At 67.6% G+C, this 19,853-nt stretch carries 18 protein-coding genes and 2 tRNA genes; 15 read left to right on the top strand and 5 right to left on the bottom strand.

The window, feature by feature from the left end; translation table 11 throughout:
- Positions 1 to 6 precede the first annotated feature (6 nt).
- On the top strand, positions 7 to 753 hold the full coding sequence (locus tag SNAS_RS33555) for an LmeA family phospholipid-binding protein (protein WP_013021557.1): 747 nt from the start codon (positions 7 to 9) through the stop codon (positions 751 to 753).
- Between the two features lie 95 nt (positions 754 to 848).
- Positions 849 to 2,762 carry an N-acetylmuramoyl-L-alanine amidase gene (locus SNAS_RS31510; protein ID WP_041625306.1) on the top strand — a complete coding sequence of 638 codons (1,914 nt, stop codon included), beginning with the start codon at positions 849 to 851 and terminating at the stop codon, positions 2,760 to 2,762.
- 50 nt (positions 2,763 to 2,812) lie between these two features.
- Here SNAS_RS31510 and SNAS_RS31505 read toward each other — a convergent pair whose 3' ends face one another.
- Positions 2,813 to 3,622: a M23 family metallopeptidase gene (locus SNAS_RS31505; protein ID WP_013021555.1), complete on the bottom strand. Its 810-nt coding sequence runs from the start codon at positions 3,620 to 3,622 to the stop codon at positions 2,813 to 2,815.
- An 856-nt stretch (positions 3,623 to 4,478) separates the two neighbouring features.
- Here SNAS_RS31505 and SNAS_RS31500 point away from each other — a divergent pair.
- The 7 genes from SNAS_RS31500 to SNAS_RS31470 all read left to right on the top strand — a co-directional run bounded on the left by SNAS_RS31500 (position 4,479) and on the right by SNAS_RS31470 (position 9,152).
- A complete protein-coding gene (locus SNAS_RS31500) occupies positions 4,479 to 6,647 on the top strand; it encodes a putative bifunctional diguanylate cyclase/phosphodiesterase (RefSeq protein WP_244409191.1) in 2,169 nt (722 codons plus the stop codon).
- A gap of 70 nt (positions 6,648 to 6,717) precedes the next feature.
- Positions 6,718 to 6,790, top strand: a tRNA-Thr gene (locus tag SNAS_RS31495).
- Positions 6,791 to 6,829: 39 nt separating this feature from the next.
- Positions 6,830 to 6,902: transfer RNA gene (locus SNAS_RS31490), tRNA-Met, on the top strand.
- 173 nt (positions 6,903 to 7,075) lie between these two features.
- Positions 7,076 to 7,207: a 50S ribosomal protein L33 gene (gene rpmG, locus SNAS_RS31485; RefSeq protein WP_244409190.1), complete on the top strand. Its 132-nt coding sequence runs from the start codon at positions 7,076 to 7,078 to the stop codon at positions 7,205 to 7,207.
- Positions 7,208 to 7,214: 7 nt separating this feature from the next.
- Positions 7,215 to 7,616 carry an FAS1-like dehydratase domain-containing protein gene (locus SNAS_RS31480; protein WP_013021552.1) on the top strand — a complete coding sequence of 134 codons (402 nt, stop codon included), beginning with the start codon at positions 7,215 to 7,217 and terminating at the stop codon, positions 7,614 to 7,616.
- The gene (locus SNAS_RS31475; protein WP_013021551.1) at positions 7,613 to 8,008 is read left to right on the top strand and encodes a MaoC/PaaZ C-terminal domain-containing protein; all 396 of its coding nucleotides are present in this window, start codon (positions 7,613 to 7,615) and stop codon (positions 8,006 to 8,008) included. Before SNAS_RS31480 ends, SNAS_RS31475 begins: the two co-directional genes overlap by 4 nt.
- A 325-nt stretch (positions 8,009 to 8,333) precedes the next feature.
- Entirely contained in the window at positions 8,334 to 9,152 is an 819-nt protein-coding gene (locus tag SNAS_RS31470; protein WP_013021550.1) for an HAD family hydrolase, read from the top strand.
- A 74-nt stretch (positions 9,153 to 9,226) separates the two neighbouring features.
- Here SNAS_RS31470 and SNAS_RS31465 read toward each other — a convergent pair whose 3' ends face one another.
- Positions 9,227 to 10,120 (bottom strand): transketolase family protein, encoded by an 894-nt coding sequence (locus SNAS_RS31465; protein ID WP_041627357.1) that lies wholly within the window; start codon positions 10,118 to 10,120, stop codon positions 9,227 to 9,229.
- A gap of 35 nt (positions 10,121 to 10,155) precedes the next feature.
- Positions 10,156 to 10,827, bottom strand: a complete 672-nt coding sequence (locus tag SNAS_RS31460; protein WP_013021548.1) for a thiamine pyrophosphate-dependent enzyme — start codon at positions 10,825 to 10,827, stop codon at positions 10,156 to 10,158.
- A gap of 43 nt (positions 10,828 to 10,870) precedes the next feature.
- Between SNAS_RS31460 and soxR the strand changes: the two genes are divergently transcribed.
- The 4 genes from soxR to SNAS_RS31440 all read left to right on the top strand — a co-directional run bounded on the left by soxR (position 10,871) and on the right by SNAS_RS31440 (position 15,641).
- Complete coding sequence (gene soxR / locus SNAS_RS31455) at positions 10,871 to 11,329, top strand: redox-sensitive transcriptional activator SoxR (RefSeq protein WP_013021547.1); 459 nt, start codon at positions 10,871 to 10,873, stop codon at positions 11,327 to 11,329.
- Between the two features lie 155 nt (positions 11,330 to 11,484).
- Entirely contained in the window at positions 11,485 to 13,299 is a 1,815-nt protein-coding gene (locus tag SNAS_RS31450) for a glycosyltransferase family protein (RefSeq protein WP_013021546.1), read from the top strand.
- A gap of 85 nt (positions 13,300 to 13,384) precedes the next feature.
- Complete coding sequence (locus SNAS_RS31445; RefSeq protein ID WP_013021545.1) at positions 13,385 to 14,527, top strand: Hsp70 family protein; 1,143 nt, start codon at positions 13,385 to 13,387, stop codon at positions 14,525 to 14,527.
- Between the two features lie 34 nt (positions 14,528 to 14,561).
- Positions 14,562 to 15,641: a hypothetical protein gene (locus tag SNAS_RS31440; RefSeq protein ID WP_144300699.1), complete on the top strand. Its 1,080-nt coding sequence runs from the start codon at positions 14,562 to 14,564 to the stop codon at positions 15,639 to 15,641.
- Here the strand turns inward: SNAS_RS31440 and SNAS_RS31435 are convergent.
- Positions 15,628 to 17,106 carry an MFS transporter gene (locus SNAS_RS31435; protein ID WP_013021543.1) on the bottom strand — a complete coding sequence of 493 codons (1,479 nt, stop codon included), beginning with the start codon at positions 17,104 to 17,106 and terminating at the stop codon, positions 15,628 to 15,630. The genes SNAS_RS31440 and SNAS_RS31435 overlap by 14 nt on opposite strands.
- 55 nt (positions 17,107 to 17,161) lie before the next feature.
- On the opposite strand from SNAS_RS31435, the gene SNAS_RS31430 reads away from it, so the two are divergent.
- Both SNAS_RS31430 and SNAS_RS31425 read left to right on the top strand, forming a co-directional pair.
- Positions 17,162 to 18,175 (top strand): alpha/beta hydrolase family protein, encoded by a 1,014-nt coding sequence (locus tag SNAS_RS31430; RefSeq protein ID WP_013021542.1) that lies wholly within the window; start codon positions 17,162 to 17,164, stop codon positions 18,173 to 18,175.
- 245 nt (positions 18,176 to 18,420) lie between these two features.
- Entirely contained in the window at positions 18,421 to 18,981 is a 561-nt protein-coding gene (locus SNAS_RS31425) for a hypothetical protein (protein ID WP_013021541.1), read from the top strand.
- 63 nt (positions 18,982 to 19,044) lie between these two features.
- On the opposite strand, the gene SNAS_RS31420 is transcribed toward SNAS_RS31425, so the two are convergent.
- Positions 19,045 to 19,743, bottom strand: coding sequence for a GntR family transcriptional regulator (locus tag SNAS_RS31420; protein ID WP_013021540.1), 699 nt, complete (start codon positions 19,741 to 19,743; stop codon positions 19,045 to 19,047).
- Positions 19,744 to 19,853: the final 110 nt, after the last annotated feature.

Genomic DNA, 19,853 nt, shown 5'->3' with positions numbered 1-19,853 from the left:
CACCCCATGGCCAAGTCCTCTCCCCGCAAGAAAGCCATCGTCTGGATCACCACGATCGTCATCCTGTTGGCGGTTCTGGTCATCGGTGACCGGGTGGCGGCGTCCATCGCGGGCGACCAGCTCAGCCAGGTCATCGCGAACAAGGCCACCGAGAACGACGTCAAGTCCGCCAAGCCGCCGGTGGTGACCATGGGCGGCTTCCCGTTCCTGACCCAGGTGATCGCCGGGGAGTACACCCGCATCGACATCGAGCTGGTCGAGGTCGGCAACGACACCATCACGCTGCCGAAGCTGGACATCATCGCGCACGACGTCCAGGCGGACATGTCGACCGCGATGGGCGGCAGCGGACCGGTGAAGGCGTCCAGGATGGAGGCCGAGGCCGACATCTCCTACGACAGCCTCACCAAGTCGATCGAGAACACCACCAACGCCGAGATCTCGGCCAAGGACGACAGCACGCTGGAGATCAAGCTGACCATGGAGGTCGCCGGACAGCAGGTGGAAGTGGTCGGCGGCGCGACGGTCGACGTCACCGACAACAAGCTGGTCATCCAGGCGCAGGAGTTCAAACCCGCCGAGGGTCAGCTGCCGCAGGGCGGCGACGCGGTGATGAACGAGGTGGCGCAGAAGTTCAACAAGGAGATCCCGCTGCCGAGCATGCCCTTCGATCTGAAGCTGGGCGACCCGAAGTTCGCCGACGACCACATCGCGGTGACCGCCACCGCCAAGGACGTGCCGCTGTCCGGATGAGACGGTTATGGACGAATTATCAAACTCCGTGTGCAAAATGCGCCTTTGCGCATCAGGGAGGAGTCCTAGTGTCCGCAAACCTCATTCGAACGCGCTTGCCCAAGCGCGCCATCGCGGCCGCGGCCGTACTGGCCGTCGGCACCACCGCGGCCATCACCTGGAGCACGGGGGCCAACGCCCAGGCCCCCGCCGACCGGCAGGGTGAGTTCGCCGCCGCGGCGGCCGAGTTCGGTGTGCCCGAGCCGGTCCTGCTCGGTGTGTCCTACATGGAGTCGCGGTGGCGGGACCACGGCGGCACCTACAGCACCGCCGCCGGTTTCGGCCCGATGCATCTCACCGACGCCAAGGCCGTGAAGGCCGAGGAGGGCGATGGCAGCCACCACGACGGCGAGGACGCCCGCGGCGACGACCGCCGTCCCATGGAGGCCCCCGAGGGCGGCTCGTCCGAGGCCCCGAAGGAGGCCGCGTACGCGACGCTGCCCAAGGCCGCCGAACTGACCGGCGCCTCCCGCGAGGCGCTGCGCACCGACCCGCTGGCCAACATCCGCGGCGGTGCCGCGCTGTTGGCCGACCACCAGGACGCGCTGGGCATCGACAGTGACGACCCGGGCGACTGGTACGCGGCGGTGGCGAAGTACTCCGGTGCCGCCGACACGGCGACCGCGGGCCGGTTCGCCGACGACGTCTTCGAACTGATCGCCTCGGGTGCCACCGAGAAGACCGACGACGGCACCGTCAAGCTCAAGGCCGCCGCCGTGTCCCCGGACCGGGGCAGCCTGGAGAAGGCGGGCCTGCGCGACAGCCGCAAGGGCAAGACCGAATGCCCCAAGAAGCTGAAGTGCGAATGGATCCCGGCGCCGTACGAGAAGTACGGCGAGAAACCCGTCGACTACGGCAACCATGACCAGGCCAACCGGCCCAAGGACATGGACATCGACTACCTGGTCATCCACGACACCGAGACCAGTTACACCAACACGTTGCGGCTGGTCCAGGACCCGACCTACGTCAGCTGGCAGTACACGCTGCGGTCCTTCGACGGGCACGTCGCCCAGCACGTCAAAAGCGAGGACGTGGCCTGGCAGGCCGGTAACTGGTCGGTCAACGCGCATTCGATGGGTCTGGAGCACGAGGGCGTCGCCGCCGAGGGTTCCTGGTTCACCGAGGCCATGTACCGCAGTTCGGCGAAGCTGGTGAAGTACCTGTCGAAGAAGTTCGACATCCCGCTGAACCGCGACCACATCATCGGCCACGACAACGTTCCCGGCACCGCCCCGGCCAAGATCGCGGGGATGCACTGGGACACCGGCCCGTTCTGGGACTGGCAGCACTACTTCGACCTGCTGGGTGCCCCGCTGGAGCCCGGCGACGGTGACAACGGCGTGGTCATGGTCGCGCCCGACTTCGACACCAACACTCCCGAGATGATCGGCTGCGACGTGTCGAACCCGCAGGGCTCGTGCGGCAAGCGCGGTGCGGCGGTCGTCTTCCTGCGCAGCGAACCCCGCGCCGACGCGCCGCTGCTCAACGACAAGGGCATCAAGCCCGACGGCACTCCGGCCACCAACCGGGTCAACGACGTCGGCAGCCGTGCCGGTACCGGTCAGCGCTTCGTCGTGGCCGAGGAGAAGGGCGACTGGACGGCGGTGTGGTATCTGGGCCAGAAGGGCTGGATCCACAACCCGAAGGACGCCCCGACCCTGATTCCGGCCGACGGCAAGGCGATCACGCCCAAGTCCGACGACGTGAAGGTGTACGGCGTGCCGTACCCGGAGGCCGAGGCCTACGAGGGCACCGGTGTCCCGGTGCAGGACCTGCCGCCGCTGCCCTACACGATCGACAAGGGACAGTCCTACAGCACGCCGGGCAAGGTCGACTCCGAGTACTACTACGCCAAGGAGTTCGAGGTCCCCGGCATCCTGGTCGAGGGCGACCGGTCCTACTACCAGATCCAGCTCGGCGGTCGGCTGATGTACGTCGACGCCGCCGACGTGAAGCTCGTACGGTAAGAAGTTCTCCCTCTACTGTGGCGGGTGCGCATAGCGCGCCCGCCACAGTGCTAGTGCAGCGGCTTCTCGTCGGTGAGGACCTTGTCGGCCAGTGTCTCCACGTCGACGCCCCGTTCGAAGAGGTAGGGCTTCGGATCCACCGGCTCACCGTCCACATGCAACTCGAAGTGCAGGTGCGGCCCGAAGGAGTTGCCGGTGTTGCCCACCGACGAGATCTGCTGCCCGGCTTTGACCCACTGCCCCTCCGCGACCGCGATCTGGGAGTTGTGGGCGTAGTAGGTCTCCACGCCGTCGCCGTGGTCGATGATGACCAGCTGCCCGAAACCGCCGTAGTTCCAGCCCGCCGACTTCACCCTGCCGGGATACACCGCGTACACCGGTTCCCCTTCGGGGGCGCCGAAGTCCAGCCCTTCGTGCCGCATCCCCCACCGGGCACCGAACAGCGAGGTCAGGTCGTAGTCGTCCAGCGGTGCCCGCCAGTACTTCTCGGCGGGCTGTTCGGTGATGGGGCTGTCGGGCTCGGCCTTGGCCGACTGCGGCCGGGCCTCGGCTTCCGGGGGCTCCGCCATCGAACCGTAGGCCTCGGAGTCGGCGGCGTGGGTGGCGTACTGGTCAACGGCCACAACCGAATCGGAGGGTCCGTTGCCGTCGGCGGGCAGCGCCGCCGCCGATCCCAGGGCCACCGCCCCGGCGCTGATTACGGCCGCGCCCACCACGAGCGCGTAGCGGCCCTGCTGCGGGATCGGGAACGTGAACGGCGCCCGGTGCTTGCCCCGGTGGAACAGCGGCGCCCGGTGACAACCGCGCCGGTGCGCGTGGGCACCGGCATGCGCGAAGACGACGACGTGAGTCTCGCTCACCGCAACCCTCCATGTCGGCGGACAGGAAGCGACGACACGACGCGGTCGTGGAGGGGTGACCGTCGCAGGGTCCGACAGCCGTAACCGGCGCGGACCACCCGACACCGTAACTGTTCGAAAGTGAGCCTGAACACTGGGTCCTTGACCATTCGCATTAGCCGACAATCCCCCATAAAACCGGTATTCTCAATCAAATGGTTAAATAGTCCACTCTTATGTGTTACTCACCCGTACGCCCCCTACCACGAGCGTGGCAACTTGTGGCACCATATCCTCAGCCCCCAAGGCGTCTGGCTTTGGCAAACCACGCAAAAAGGAGCCAACCATGAAGGTTCCCAAGAGACTACGACGTATTTTGGCAGCAGCGGCAGCGATACTCATAGCACTGGGTGCGCTGGCCTTGGTTTCGACCCATGCCGAGGCAGACGAGCCGCCGAGCACCAGCGAACACGATTGGGGATAATTCTCCGACTCGGGCATTGAGGCGGCGAAGGAGAGTTGCTTGGCAGCCAAAACGGCAGCGACACGCGGGTGGGCCAAGTTCACCGCATGGGCCGTTGTCGTCGCCCTCATCGCACTCGCGGCGGTACTGACCTTCGCCGCGTGGCGGGTGTCCCCGGGTAGCCCTGATTGGCTCTCGTTCGTACTGGTATCAGGACTTTATGTTTGCGTACTGAGTCTGCCTTTGCATTTCGAAGTGCGCCAACAATCCATTCTGGTCAGTGCTGGTGAGATTCCGTTCATTCTCGGGATGTTCTTCTTCTCGCCGTTTTGGTTCATTGCCATGCGCGTCGGTGGCGGTCTGGTTGTTTACTCATATCGATTGATTACCAGCCAGGCCCCGGCATTGAAAACCGTGTTCAATGCCGCGAATCAAAGCGTCGCCGGAGCGACCGCGGCACTCGTCGCGGCCAGTGCCGGTCTCGGCGAACCCAACGAACCCCGAACCTGGGGCGTGCTGCTGCTCGCGGTCTTCGTCGCCCACATGGTCAGCGCGCTGTGGCTGGCGATGATCATCCTGATCACCCAGGGCCGCAAGGGTCTGGACGTCATGGTGCAGGGCTTCGGTTCCAGCACGGTGATCACCGGGATCAACGCCTGCCTCGGCATCCTCATCCTGCTGGTCATCACCGCGACCAAATGGTCGCTGCTGCCGCTGGCCGTCGTCGTGGTGCTGATCTTCGCGGCCTATCGCGCGTACTCCAACATGGTCCGGCAGCGCAAGAGCCTGACCGACCTCAACGACTTCACCCAGTCCGTTGCCGAAGCCGTGCAGAGCAACCGGCTCGTCGACATCATGACCCACCGGCTGCGCGACATGCTCACCGCCGAGGCCGCCACCGTCTGGGTGCCCAAGGAGAAGCGCTTCCCCGAACTGCTGCTCACCGCGTACATGGACATCGAGGGACTGCTCGACACCACCCCGGTCCCCGAACCGCTGCGCCGCGAGGTGCTGTCCACCGGCGAACCGCTGCTGGTCACCCCGAAGCAGGGCAAGCCGGAACACCGGGAACTGCTCGCCGCCGAGCGGGTCAAGGACGCCATCCTGGTGCCGCTCAAGTCCGGCAAGACCACCTTCGGCTGTCTGTCGGTGGCCAACCGGCTCGGTGGCGACCTGGTCCGGTTCCGGCGCGACGACCTGACTCTGCTGGAGACCCTGGCCGCCCACGCGGGCGTCGCGGTCGAGAACTCCCGTCTGGTCGACAAACTCCGCTTCGACGCCTACCACGACTCGCTCACCGAACTGCCCAACCGGCGCCGCACCATGAACGTCATCGAGGAGTCGATCTCGCTCATCGTCCCCAACGAGATCGTCGCGGTCATGCTGTTCGACGTCGATAGCATGCGTGAGATCAACGACTCGATCGGCCATGCCGCCGGGGACAAGCTCATCGTCGAGGTGGGCCGCCGACTGCGGGGCGCGGCCCCACCCGGCGCCCACGTCGGCCGCATCGACGGCGACGAGTTCGCGCTGGTGATGCGGCTGCCCGACGCCGCGGCGGCTTCCGAACTGGCGGGCCAGATCCGCGAGGAACTGCAACGCCCCTGCACGCTGGGCACCCTCAACGTCGACATCGACGCCGCCGTCGGCATCGCGATCCACCCCGAATCCGGTGACAAGGCCGACACCCTGTTGCAGCGCGCCGACGTGGCCACCCAGTCGGCGAAGAACGTCACCAGCGGCGTGCAAGTGTACAATGTGGCCCTTGAGTCCGGCAGCGTCCGAAGGCTCGGCCTGGCCAGCGATCTGCGGCGCGCCTTCGACGCCGGTGAACTCGACGTCCACTATCAACCGAAGATCACGCTCACCGACCGTCGGCTGGTCGGCGTGGAATGCCTGGCCCGCTGGCACCACCCCACTCACGGCGACGTCGCCCCCGAGGACTTCATCCCGGTGGCCGAACACACCGGTCTGCTCAGCCGCCTCACCGAGTTCGTGCTGCGCGAGGGCCTGTCCCGGGCGAGCGAATGGTCGGAACAGAACAGCGCCATCGGCATCGCCGTCAACCTTTCCCCGCGCACCCTCACCGACGCCGACTTCCCGTCCCTGGTCGCCCGGCTGCTGGACGAGTACCACGTCGACGCGGGCCGACTGACCCTGGAGATCACCGAGGACGGCATGGTCAGCGCGGGCGGCAAGATGCCGCACACCCTGCAACGGCTGCGCGACCTGGGAATCCGGCTCGCCGTCGACGACTTCGGCAAGGGTTACTCCTCGCTGTCCTACCTGCGCAACCTGCCCGCCAGCGAGATCAAGATCGACAAGTCCTTCGTGCAGGGCATGGCCACCGACGAGGGCGACCTGGCGATCGTGCGCGCCGTGGTCGACCTGGCCCGCCACTTCCACATGACCGTGGTCGCCGAGGGCGTCGAGAGTGAGATGACCCTGTCCCACCTCACCGAGATGGGCTGCGACATCGCCCAGGGCTTCTACTTCTCCCGTCCGCTGGCGGCGGACCGGTTCGTTGCCTGGATGGCGGCCCAGTCCGCCGACACCACACCCCCCAAACTGCGCGCGGTCTAAACCCCGATGCGAGACGTCTCGCGAGTCATGTAGCCTTGTCCCGGCGCGTTCACCGCAAGGCGAATAACCCGCCCCTTTAGCTCAGTCGGCAGAGCGTCTCCATGGTAAGGAGAAGGTCTACGGTTCGATTCCGTAAAGGGGCTCTCTCGGTCGGTATCAGGTTCTTCCACAACCGGCCGCTTGGCGGCGTAGCTCAGGTGGCAGAGCAAACGACTCATAATCGTTGTGTCGGCGGTTCAAGTCCGCCCGTCGCTACTGCACGGGGCGCGGTGCGCCCCCTTCAGCCCCGTGGTCACGTATGGCTTGATCAGGGCTTGAGGTAAGCTAGCCAGTCGGCGCTTCGCGCCATCTAGCTCGTAAGCAATCAGATTCTGGAAAGGCGCATCACCGTGGCCAAGAGTGGTACCGACGTCCGTCCCAAGATCACCATGGCGTGCGTCGAATGCAAAGAGCGGAACTACATCACCAAGAAGAACCGCCGCAACGACCCCGACCGGATGGAACTGAAGAAGTTCTGCCCGCGCTGCAACAAGCACACCGCCCACCGCGAGACCCGCTAGCGGCAGCGTGCTCAACCGCGCGTACATCGGCCGGACGGTCACCACCACGACTCCCGTCACGGTGACCACCGAAGCCGTCTCGGCCTTCGCGGCCGCCCTCGGTGACACCGTCGACGGCGACATCGCCCCCCCGACGTTCCTGGTCTCGATCACGATGCCCGCGGTCGAGACCCTCAAGGACGACCCCGACTTCGGGCTCGACTACACCAAGGTCCTGCACCGCGAACAGTCCTTCGACTTCGCGCGCCCGGTCCGCGTCGGTGACACCGTCGTCTGCGAGATCACCATCGACGACATCAAGTCGGTGGCGGGGAACGACATCCTGAGCCTGCGCGCCGAAGCCGTCGACCCCGACGGCGCCCGCGTCGCGACCGTCACCACCACCCTGTTCGTGGGAGGGACGGCATGAACCCGGGCGACGAACTCTTCAGCGTCGAGTACGCCATCCACCGCGCCGACCTGGCCGCCTACGCCGCCGCCTCCGGCGACAACAACCCGATCCACCTCGACGACACGGCGGCCAAGGCCGCCGGTCTGCCCGGCGTCATCGCCCACGGCATGTACACGATGGGCCTGGCCGCTCGCGCCGTCGCCGACTGGGCCGGTGGCCCGGCCAAGGTCGCCGCCTTGACGGCCCGGTTCGCCAAACCCGTCCCGGTACCCGCCGACTCCCCGGCCACGGTCACCGTCTCCGGCGCCGTCCGCAAGGTCCTCGACGACGGCGCGATCGAGGTCAACCTCACCGTCCAGTGTGACGGCACCAAGGTCCTGGCCCCGGCCCGAGCCACCGTCCGTATCTGAGAACCCCAGCGGCCCAGTGGTTGCCGGGGTTTTCGCGTGCCCGGACAATAAAGGACGGCCGCTGGAGGGGGGGATTCCAGCGGCCGTCAGGGGCCTGGCTCCGGGGGGGATGACGAGCCAGACCCGCCCAGCGGCCACGGGGGGGAGGCAACCGCTGAGGTCTCAACGGGCAACGGCGCCGAAGGGAGGAAAAGCGCCGTAGATCCGTATGTCAATAAGCATGCCTGAAGTGCGGGCTGTCGTCCACATCTGGAGATAAGAACCACGGTCGGTAGTGGATCGATGTCTGTCAGGATTTAGATGAGCGGTACTAGACTCGGGCCCCATGAGTCCATCCACGGCATCGAGCGCCGCGTTCTTCGACTTGGACAAGACGATGATCGCCAAGTCGAGCGCACTGGCATTCGGACGGCCGCTGTACCACGGCGGGTTGATGGCGCGCAGCGATGTGCTGAAGGCCGCGTACGCGCAGTTGGCCTACCTGATCGCGGGGGCCGACGAGGATCAGATGGCCCGCACCCGCGACTACCTGGCGCAGCTGTGCCGGGGCTGGGAGACCCAGCAGGTCAGCAAGATCGTCGCGGAAACCCTTGGTGAGCTTATCGATCCGTACATCTACGCCGAGGCGGTCGCGTTGGTGGCCGAGCACCGGGCGGCGGGCCGGGACATCGTCCTGGTCTCGGCCTCGGGGGATGAACTGGTCCGGCCGATCGGACGGCTACTGGGTATCGAGGACGTCATCGCGACCCGGATGGTGATCGAGGACGGCCGCTACTCCGGCGAGATCGAGTTCTACGCCGCCGGTCCGGCCAAGGCCGAGGCGATGGCGGAGTTCGCCGAGGAGCGCGGTTACGACCTCAAGGACTGTTACGCGTACTCGGATTCGATGACGGACATGCCGATGCTGGAGGCGGTCGGGCATCCCACCGCCGTGAACCCGGACCGGGGGCTGCGCAAGCTGGCCCTGGAGCGGGGCTGGCCGATCCTGTCGTTCAAGCACCCGATCTCGCTGCGGCGCCGGGTGGCGGCGTTGCGGCACCGGCCCGCGGTGCCCGCCACGGCGGTGGGTGTCGGTGTCGGGCTGGCGTTGACGGTCGCGCTGGTCTGGTACTCCCGCAAGCGGAAGCGTCGCAACAGCTTGTGATTGTGGGCCGCGCCGGTTGACGGGAAGATCAGTTCATCCAAAGTGTATTGAATGTACCGGCGCGGCCCACGTTCCTACACTGACAGGAACTTCGACAGCGACGCGCGGATTCCCGCGGGGTCGAGGCCGTGCCAGGAGTCGTGGTCGTCGGGGGTGCCGAAACGGTGCAGGTCCTCCCGTCCGACGCCCAGCGACAGCAGCCGGTGTGGACGGTCGGTGAGGGCGGCGTTGACGATGTGGTCGGAGGTCCCGGCCAGGTAGGGCTCGACCAGCGCGATGGTGTCAGCGGTGGTACCGGCCAGTTCGCGCAGGGTCTGGGTGTCGAAGGGCCGCACGGTGGCCGCGTAGGCGATGGTGACGTCGAGGTCGGCGGTCGCGGCCAGGACGTTGTCGAGCATCGGGCCGACGGCGACCACTGTGGCCTGTCCGCCGCGCTTGAGGACGGTCAGCTTCCCGTCGGGGCTGGCGTGGGCCTCGGCGTTGCGGCGGTTCGACAGTCGGATGTAGACGGACTCGTCGCTGTCGGCGGCGGCGCGCAGCGGTCCGGTGACCTCGTCGGGGTGGCCGGGCACGTGCACCGTCCAGCCGGGGATGGTGTCGAACAGGGCCACGTCGCGCGGGCTGAAGTGGGTGTAGCCGCCCTCGGACCAGTCGTAGGAGGCGCCGACGCTGACCAGGATGCCGCTGGTGCCCTGATGGCCGAAGTCCAGCTTGACCTGCTCGAAGGCGCGTTCGACGAGGAACGGCGCGTAGGAGTGCGCGATGGGGCGCAGTCCGGCCAGGGCCAGCCCGCCGGCGACGCCGACCATGAGCTGTTCCCGGATGCCGACGTTGATGACGCGGTCGGGGTGGTCGACTCCGGCCTGGGCGAACCGGCCCTCACCGGCGGAGATGTCGGCCAGCACCAGCGCGAGTCGCGGGTTGTCGTCGAGCAGTCGGGCGGTCTCGGAGATGAAGACGTCGCGCATCGCGATGGCCTCGGCAACGGTGGCGTTCATGGTGATCAGTCCTCAACGGTGGCGATGACGGCGTGCGGGGCGGCTTTGGTGTGACGGGTCAGCGCGGAGGCCAGGCCGTCGTGGTCGGTGATACCCACCGTGGTGGCGGTCCATCCCTGGGCGGTGAACCGGGAGGCGATGCCGCCGGGCCAGCCGTGGGTGGCGGAGTGGTTGTCGACCACGAGGGTGGTCAGGTTGCCCAGTCCGTAGGCTCCGGCGAAGGCCATCGCCTCGTGGTTGGAGCCCTCGTCGAGCTCGGCGTCTCCGATGAGGACGTAGACGCGGGGCGCGTGGATGCCCTGGGCGGTAAGGCCGAGCGCGGTGCCGATGCCGAGCGGCAGGCCGTGTCCCAGTGAACCGGCCGAGATCTCCACGCCCGGAACCCGGGTGGTGTCGGGGTGCGCCCCCAGCGGGGATTCGGTGGCCGCCACCGAATCCAGCCAGTCGGCGGGGATGAATCCCTTGGCGGCCAGCACCGCGTAGTAGGAACCGGGTCCGTGCCCTTTGGACAGATAGAACCGGTCCCGGTTGGGGTCGTCCGGGTCGGCGGAGTCGATCCGCAGGATCCGGTCGTACAGGACCCACAGCGGGTCGAGGGTGTAGGTGTTGATCGGGTAGCGCGGATCGACGACGGTTCGCTGGGCCAGCTGTCGCGCCGTTTCGAAAGTGGCTGTCATGTCGATAGACTGCTACCTGAAGTTGACTTTAGGTCAAGTGAACATGAAGGACGTCACGTTGAAGTTTCAGGATCACCTGACCGTCGGCGAGTTCGCCGACCGCGCCGGGGTCTCGGCACCGACGCTGCGGTTCTACGAGAAGCGCGGCCTCATCACCTCCGAGCGCACCAGCGGCAACCAGCGCCGCTACTCGCGCGCCGAACTGCGTCGGGTCGCGTTCATCCGCACCGCCCAGAAGGTGGGCCTGAGCCTGGACGAGATCGCCTCGGCGCTGGCCGAGCTGCCCGACGCCCGCACCCCGAACAAGGCCGACTGGCAGCGGCTGTCCTCGCGCTGGCAGGACCGGCTCAACGCCAAGATCCGCACACTGGAGAACCTGCGCGACGAGCTGACCAACTGCATCGGCTGCGGCTGCCTGTCGCTGAAGTCCTGCGCGATCGCCAACCGCTACGACGAACTCGCGGCCCAGGGACCGGGCCCGCGCAGGCTTCTGAACACCTGAGTCATTTACACGTCACCTGATCATCATCTGTCGTCCCCCGTGACGAGCGCTTTATTCACGTTTCGTTTCGTAGGCTGACGCCGCCACCCCGGCGCACCTATCCATGTTGGAGTTTGAACCGTGAGTATTGGCAAGTGCCTGGAAGCGCGGGTGTCGTGACCGCGGAACTGGTGGAGGAACGGCCGCCTACCGTCACCGGCGCGGCGAAGGAACCCGAGAAGAAACCCCGGCGACAGCGGCTGAGCCGCCTGGCCACCACACCCCGGCTCATCGCGGCCGGATACCTGCTGACCTCGTTCCTGCTCATGATCGGCCTGTGGGTCAACCCGATCGGACGGCATCACGCCGACAACCCGGGTGACGACCAGGTCCTGTTCGAGTGGGTGCTGGGGCACACCGCCCGTGCCATCACCCACGGCGAGAACCCGCTGTTCAGCCAGCTGCTGAACGTGCCCGACGGCGTCAACCTCATGGCCAACACCTCGGTGGTGGCCATCGGGTTGGTGCTCGCACCGATCACGCTGCTGTTCGGGGCGCCGGTGACCTACGTGCTGGCGATGACGCTGGGCCTGTTCGGCACCGCGCTGGCCTGGTGCCACTTCTTCAAGCGCTACCTGAAACTGACGACCGCGGCCTCCGTGGTGGCGGCCGGGCTGTGCGCCTTCGGGCCCTCCAGCGTCGCGCACGCCAACGGGCACCTCAACTTCACCGCGACGTTCATGGTGCCGATCATCCTCATCGCGATCCTGCGGCTGCGCGAGCCGGGCAACCTGCTGCGCAAGAGCGTGTGGCTGGGCCTGCTGCTGGTGGTGCAGATCTTCATCGGCGAGGAGGTCGTGTTCCTGCTGGCGCTGTTCATGGCCGTGTTCACCGCCGTGTACGCGATCACCGAATGGCACGTCGTCAAGCCGCTGATCCCGCGCTACCTCAAGGGTTTGACCATCGCGGGCCTGGTCTCGCTGGCGCTGTTGGCCTATCCGCTGTGGCTGCAGTTCCTGGGACCGCAGTCCTACAGCGGCATCCCGTGGCCGCCGGAGGACTTCCCGGCCGACCTGGCCTCGTTCGCGGCCTTCCCCAGCGACTCGCTGGGCGGACGGGTGCAGCTGCCCAACGTCCGGCTGCGGCACAACGTCACCGAGGAGAACACCTTCTTCGGGCTGCCGCTGGCGGCGCTGACGATCGTGCTGGGTCTGATGTTCTTCAAGCGGCACAAGGTGCTGCGCAGCCTGAGCATCACCGCGATCGTGTTCGCCGCGCTGAGCCTGGGCAGCCAGATCCGCGTCAACGGCAACCACACCGGCGTGTGGGGACCGTACGCGCTGGTGCGGCCGCTGCCGCTGTTCGACTCCACCATCCCGACCCGGTTCGCGCTGGTGATCCTGCCGGTGGTCGCGATCTTCGTCGCCTACGGGCTCGACCGGGCCTCCCGCAAGGCCCGGGAACTGCGCCGCACCTGGTACCTGGTCTTCGCGGTGGCGCTGGTGCCGCTGATCCCGCTGGCGCCGTCCACCGAACCGCGCACCCCGATCCCCGAGTTCATCACCTCCGGGGAATGGCGGGACTATGTGGACGAAGGCGGGACGATGGTCCCGGTGCCGATCTCGGAGCACATCTCCTTCGACGGGCAGCGCTGGCAGGAGGCCGCCGACTTCGAGTTCGCGGTGCCGCTGGGCGCGTTCATCGGTCCCGACTCCACCGGCGACGGCCAGTGGAGCGGCAAGCACCTGCCCACCGCCAAACGGATCCTCAAGACGATGGACGACGGCTCGATCGGCAACGTGACCGACGCCGACCGGGAACAGGCCGCCGAGGACCTGCGGGTCTGGCGGGCCGAGGCCGTCGTGCTGGGACCCGAGCACAAGTACCAGCGGCAGCTGCGGACCCTGCTGACCCGACTGTGGGGCCCGGGGACCAAGGTCGCCGATGTTCTGGTCTGGAAGGTGGATCCCAAGACCGGCGAGGTCGGCTAGGGTCGGTCTCACTCCGGAGGGCACGTGCCATACCCGGTATGTTGCATGAGTGCACCTGTCCCAGTCCGGCCGATGGAGCGACGCAGTGAGATCCGGGTATCGCCTTGGCGTCGACGTCGGCACCTCACACACCGTCGCGGTGCTGCGGCACCGTGACGGCCGGGTGAAACCGCTGCTGTGGGACGGCTCGCCGGTGCTGCCCTCGGCGGTGTTCTGCGACGAACAGGGCAACATCCATGTCGGACGCGACGCGCAGCGGCTCGCCCAGGTCGACCCGACCCGGTTTGAGCCCAACCCCAAGCAGCGCATCGACGACGGCACCGTGCTGCTGGGCGACCGGGAGCTGCGGCCCGACCAGCTGCTGACCGCGATCCTGTCCCGGGTGGCCGCCAAGGCCTGGGAGTCGGGCGCCAAGGACACCGAGGTGGTGCTGACGGTGCCGTCCAAATGGGCCACCCGGCGCCGGGACCTGTTGAGCCAGGCGGCACTGTGGGCCGGGCTGGGCGAGGTCCGGCTGGTCACCGAGCCGGTGGCCGCCGCCCACTACTATGTGGACTCGCTCGGGCAGCGGCTCGGCAGCGGCGGCTCGATCGCCGTGTTCGACTTCGGCGGCGGCACCCTCGACATCGCGGTGGTCCGCTACGGCTCCAACGGTTTCACGGTCGCCTCCGACGGCGGCCTCTCCGACCTGGGCGGGCTCGACCTGGACGCGGCCCTCATCGAACACGTCGGCAAACAACTGCAACCCCGCAGCCCGACGCTGTGGCGGCAGCTGACCCGTCCGGCCACCGGCTGGGACCGCCGGATCCGGCGCCAGTTCTGGGAGGACGTGCGCGGCGCCAAGGAGATGCTGTCGCGCTCGTCCCAGGCGCCGATCGCGGTGCCCGGCGGCGACGAGACCCTGCACATCACCCGCGGTGAACTGGAGTCGGTGGCCACGCCGCTGTTGCGGCGCGCCGTCGACGAGACCGCGCGGGTCATCGAGGGCGCCGGGCTCACCCCGCAGCACCTCAGTGGACTGTTCCTTGTGGGCGGCAGCAGCCGGGTGCCACTGGTGTCGCGGATGCTGCACCAGCGGCTGGACATCTCGCCCACGATCCTGGAGCAGCCGGAACTGCCGGTGGCCGAGGGCAGCCTCACGGTGGCCCAGCTGCCGGGCCGTCTGGTGGTACCCGAGCCGACCCCGACCGCCGACGGCTCCCGCTTCGGCCCGCCGTACCAGGGCTAGAGCCTCGCCGCCGAGCCCCCATAAGATGGCCTGCATGACTGAGGGCTCGCAGGAGCAGGCCGAGACCGACGACGCGCCGATCCCCGCCCCGAAGCGTCGGTGGCCGGTGGTGGCCGGGGTCGTGGTGATGCTGCTGGTGCTGTGCCTGGTGGCGTATCTGGGCGGCTGGTTCGCCAGCAAACCGGATCCGGGCGGTTCGCAGCCCAGCGCCGAGGTGTCGGCCGAGGACATGGAGATCGACTTCGACCTCAAGTCGGCGGCGTTCTACCTGCCGCCCGACAACCGGCCCTACTACCTGTACGGCGACAAGTACCGTTTCGACCTGGACGACCGCGAGCCCGCCGTCGAGCCGGTGCGGTTCACCGACGGCCTCTACTACCCGACGGAGGGCGACAGCGGCGACGAGCCGCACATGCGGCTGGCCGAGGGCACCAAGCCGATCTTCACCGATGTCAACGGGGACAGCAACACCGACGTCGTGGCTACTTTGGAGTTCACCGGGACGCCCGAGAAGCGCTACACCGCCTGGAAGGGCGTCTTCATCTGGCTGTGGAACGACGGCAAGGTGGTGCCGGTGAAGCACCCGGCGGCCTGGCAGTGGATGGACTGTCCCGGCGAGAGCGATCTGACCGTGAAGCGGGACGGCCTGTCGGGGCTGCCGCTGGTCACCCGCAGCGGGGACGGCAACTGCGACGGCGAGAAGAACGACTCGCAGGGTGAGAACCCGCCGCCGCAGACGGTGTTCGTGCAGGACGGCGTGCCGGTGAGCATCGGCCACGCCACCAGTGCCGTCGACCGGTGCTACTTCTTCGACATGTACAAGAAGGACGCCAACTACGTCGTGACGAAGGAGGTCCCGGTCCGGCTGGCCCCCGACCCCGACGCGGCCGAGATCGACGGCACCGTACTGGTTCCCGGCGAGGGCGGCAAGGTCACCGACACCGGCGAGAAGCAGACCATCGACCGGATCGAGCTGCGCATCGGCAAGAAGCCGGACAAGAAGCTCTACGACGGCTGGATTCCGGCCAACCTGGTGTGGTCGGGCGCCAACGAGCCGATCTCGTGCGGCTGGGTCAACTGGGACGACATCGGCAAGAAGCTCAAGAAGGAGTAGCCGCTTCGGCGTCCGGCTCCAGTTGCGGTGCGGCGTAAGGACACTGGGTGCGGCACACCGGACGCGGAGCCTCCGGTTCGGGCTCGCGGCCGCTGACGAGCAGCGCCGCTATGACCGCCCCGACGAGGACCAGCCCGGCGCAGATGACCACGGCGATCCGGTACCCGGGCGCGAAAGCGGTGGGGTCCTCATAGGAGTCGCCGGTGATCCCGGCGGCCATCGGCAGCGCGGCCACCGCCAGCAGGCTCGCGGCCCGGGCCACGGCGTTGTTGATGCCGCTGGCGACCCCGGCGTGGGCGGCGTCGGCGGCGGCCAGCACTCCCGCCGTCAACGGCGCCACCGTGATGGTCATGCCGACGCTCAGCACCAGCACGCCCGGCAGCACCCGGGTCAGGTACGGCGCGTCGGGACCGACGCCGAGCAGCAGCAGGATCCCGATCGCCGACAGCGCCGAACCGACCGCCAGTGGCAGCCGGGGCCCGAGCCGTTCGCCCAGCGCCCCGGCCCGGGCCGAGAACACCAGCATCAGCATCGTGAACGGCAGCATCGTGATCCCGGCCTCCAGCGCCGAGTAGCCGGAGACCACCTGCAACTGCATCACCAGGAAGAACAGCACCCCGCCCAGTCCGGCGTACACGCAGAAGGTGACGGCGTTGATGGCGGTGAACTGGCGGCTGGCGAACATGGTCGGCGGCAGCACCGGTGAGGCGCTGCGGCGTTCGACGATGACGAACGCGATGCCGCAGGCCACGCCGACGACACCGGCGACAATCGCCGGGCCCGGATCGCCCGACTGCACCAGCGCGAAGGTGACCCCGCCGAGGAACAGCGCCCCCAGGACGTTGCCGGTGATGTCGAAGCGCCCGGTCGCGGTCTCGTCACGGGTCTCGGGCACCCATTTCAGGGTCGCCAGCACCGAGACGATCACCAGCGGGATGTTGAGGAAGAAGATCCAGGGCCACGAGAACGCGTCCACCAGCCAGCCGCCCAGGAACGGCCCGGCCGCCGCCGCGACGCCGCCCAGCCCGGACCAGGCGCCGATCGCCTTGGCCCGGTCGGATTTGCGGATCGACGCCTGGATGATGGCCAGCGAGCCCGGCGTCAGCAGCCCGGCGCCGATGCCCTGGGCGATGCGCGCGACGATCAGGGTGCCGATGTTGGGCGCGAATCCGCACAGCGCCGAGGCGACGCCGAACCAGATCACGCCGACGAGGAACAGCCTTCGTCGCCCGAACCGGTCACCCAGCGCCCCACCGGTGAGCACCAGCGCGGCCAGCATCAGCGTGTAGCCGTTGACGATCCACTGCAAACCATCCATTCCGGATCCGAGATCACCGCCGATGTGCGGCAGCGCGACGTTGACGACGGTTCCGTCCAGCAACGCCACACTGGACCCGAGCACGGCTGCCAGCACGATGCCGCGTCCGGCGGGTGTGGCCAGCGCGGCCTGCGACTCCTCGGCCATGTGGGCACCCTAGCCGGTTACGGGCTATTGTTCATCCGCCTGCCAGGAGAAACAGATGGTGAAACCCGTCGAAGACGTCGTCCCCGACGTCGCACCGGCCGCCGCCGCGCCCAAACGCCGCCGCTGGCTCCGATACGCCGCCGCGACGCTGGCGGTGATCCTGCTGGCCACCCCCGGCGTCAGCTGGTACTTCGCCGGTGAGGTCATCAACGTCCAGCACAACCCGCCCGAGTTCTCGCTGCCGGTCACCGACGTCACCGACACCGAGGTCACCCTCCCCACCGAGGAGGAGACCGTCCGGCCGGGCACCTGGGGACTGCAATGGGCCGACGGCCGCGCGGTGCTGGGCGAGGTGGTGCGCTCGAACGCCGAGACCGTCACCCGCGAGATCGACGACATCGTCTACGGCGAACTGCGCGAGGGCACCGCCACCCGCATCGACGGCTGGACCTACGGCGAGGACCCGAAGCAGGCCCACGGCATCGACTTCGACGAGGTCGACGTTCCCACCGAACTCGGTGACGCCCCCGCCTCACCCGACGGCTACCACCACCTGGGCGACTCGGAGTGGCGCGACGTCGAAGCCGCGATCGACTACGCGCTCGACAAGGGCGCCAAGAACGTCGTCCTGCACGGCTGGTCGATGGGCGGAGCGGTCACCATGACGACGCTGCGCCGCATGGAAGCCCCCGACCGGGTCGCCGGGATCATCCTCGACTCACCCGTGCTCGACTGGAACTCCACGCTCGACAAGCAGGGCGGCCAACGGTTCCTGCCCGCCCCCATCACCGGCCTGGCCAAGAGCTTCGCCGAGTGGCGCGCGGGCTTCGACCTCGCCGACCTCGACCAGCGCGCCTTCGCCCCCGACCTGGAGACCCCGACGCTGCTGTTCGCCGACACCGCCGACGAGACCGTCGAGGTGTCCGCGACGCTCGACTTCGCCGCCGCGGCCCCCGAGGACCTGCTGACGCTGGTCAAGACCTCCTCGGGCCACACCTCGTCCTGGAACGAGGACCCGGGAGCCTACTCGTCCCAGCTGGAGAAGTTCCTCGCCAATCTGTCCTCTTAGGCCCATTCTCGGTATCCGATACTCCCCAATTCGTGCCAGAATGGATCAATCGCCCAAACTACCCTTTAGGACAGTATTCGGGCTCCGAATCCATGACCTGCACACATACCGCTCAGTAACCGTGCAAACGTTATCCCCTGCCCAAACGTGGCACTTTAGCGCCGTATCGTCTCCCGGGTCGTCGCGCCAACCCTCAATCCGCGCGGCGCCACTCCCTCAAGAGTCCATTGGAGAGAAATCAGCACATGTCCAACCCAACGCAAGCCCCTCAGTTCCAGGCCCCACCCACCCCACCGGCCCCGACTGAGGCTCCGAAACAACTCCGCACGGCCTCGACCTTCATGTTCGTGCTCCTGCTCATCGGCCTCGTATCCATGGTCATCGACTTCGTCGTGGCGGGCACGGTCGCCGACACCCTCGCGGGCAAGGTCACCGGCCTCGACGGCAAACCCGTCACCTCGAGCTGGTTCAACCCGGGCACCATGTACGTCACCCTCGTGTTCGGCCTCATCATCGGCATCCTGGGCCTCCCGGTCCGCAAGGGCTCCAACGGAGCCCGCATCACCGGCGCCATCTTCGCCATCATCTTCACCCTCATGGGTCTGGGCAGCATGGCCATGACCGTGCTGATCTCGGGTACCGCCGACCTGGCCGCCAAGAACGCCGGCCTGGGCATGATCGTCCCCAACTGGTACTGGGCCGGAGGCGTCCTGATCGGCCTGCTCCAGGTCGTGTTCAGCATCCTGGCCATCGTGAAGCTCTTCAACTCCAACTCCGCCGCCTACTGCAAGGCGCCCAAGGCCTAACACTCCATAGGTGACGGTGTCATCGCGGTAGGGACCGCGATGACACCGTCTTTTCGTTTCCCGTCACGAGTCGGCCTCTTCGTAGGCCGCCTGTAGTTGCTCCTCGGCGTCGTCGAGGTAGTTCGACAGCAGCTGGCTGGCTCGCATGATGTCGTGTTCGGCCAGGCAGTCGAGGATCTCGCGGTTTCTGGGGAGATACGGCAGATGGAAGTCGCCGTGGTTGCCCATGACGTGGAAGACCAGGCGCAGTTCGGCCAGGACCTGGTTCATCACCTCGTCGATGCGGGCGCTCTCGGCCAGGGAGCCGATGGAGCGGTGGAACTGGATGTTGGCCGAGCCCACGGCGCGGCCGTCGTGTTGTTTGGCCGCGCGTTCGCCGTCGGCGACTGCTCGTTGGAGGCCCGCCAGGCGTTCGGGGACGATGACGGCCGAGCGGATGGCGCCGCATTCGATGACGCGGCGGACCCGGTAGATGTCGGAGAGGTCCTCCGCGGAGGGGCGGCGGACCTTGAAGCCCCGGTTGAGGTTGTGGATCACCAGGCGTTCGTGGGTGAGGAGCTGGAAGGCCTCGCGGAGGGTGTTGCGGGAGACCTGGTGCAGTTCGCACAGTTCGGCTTCGGGGAGTTTGTCGCCGGGCTGGCGTTTGCCGTCGGCGATCTCGGTGCGCAGGAGACCGGCCACGAATTCGGCGGTGCTGTTGCGGGTCGGGGGATCGACCGTGCGCGATTCGTAGACAAAGGACTCGGGGGGAGGGGTGGTCATGGGGTCCTCCTTCGGGTCGGGGTCGGCGCGACGCGGACTCCAGGGTCAAGGCTACTTCAGGAATCATTGAATTGAAGGATTGACTGATTGTTGAACAATTGGATAGCCTG

Origin of the sequence: Stackebrandtia nassauensis DSM 44728, assembly GCF_000024545.1 — a bacterium.
GTDB classification, from domain to species: Bacteria; Actinomycetota; Actinomycetes; order Mycobacteriales; family Micromonosporaceae; genus Stackebrandtia; species Stackebrandtia nassauensis.
The sequence above is the reverse complement of the archived record's forward strand: the minus strand, read 5'-3'. Positions and strand labels throughout refer to the sequence as shown.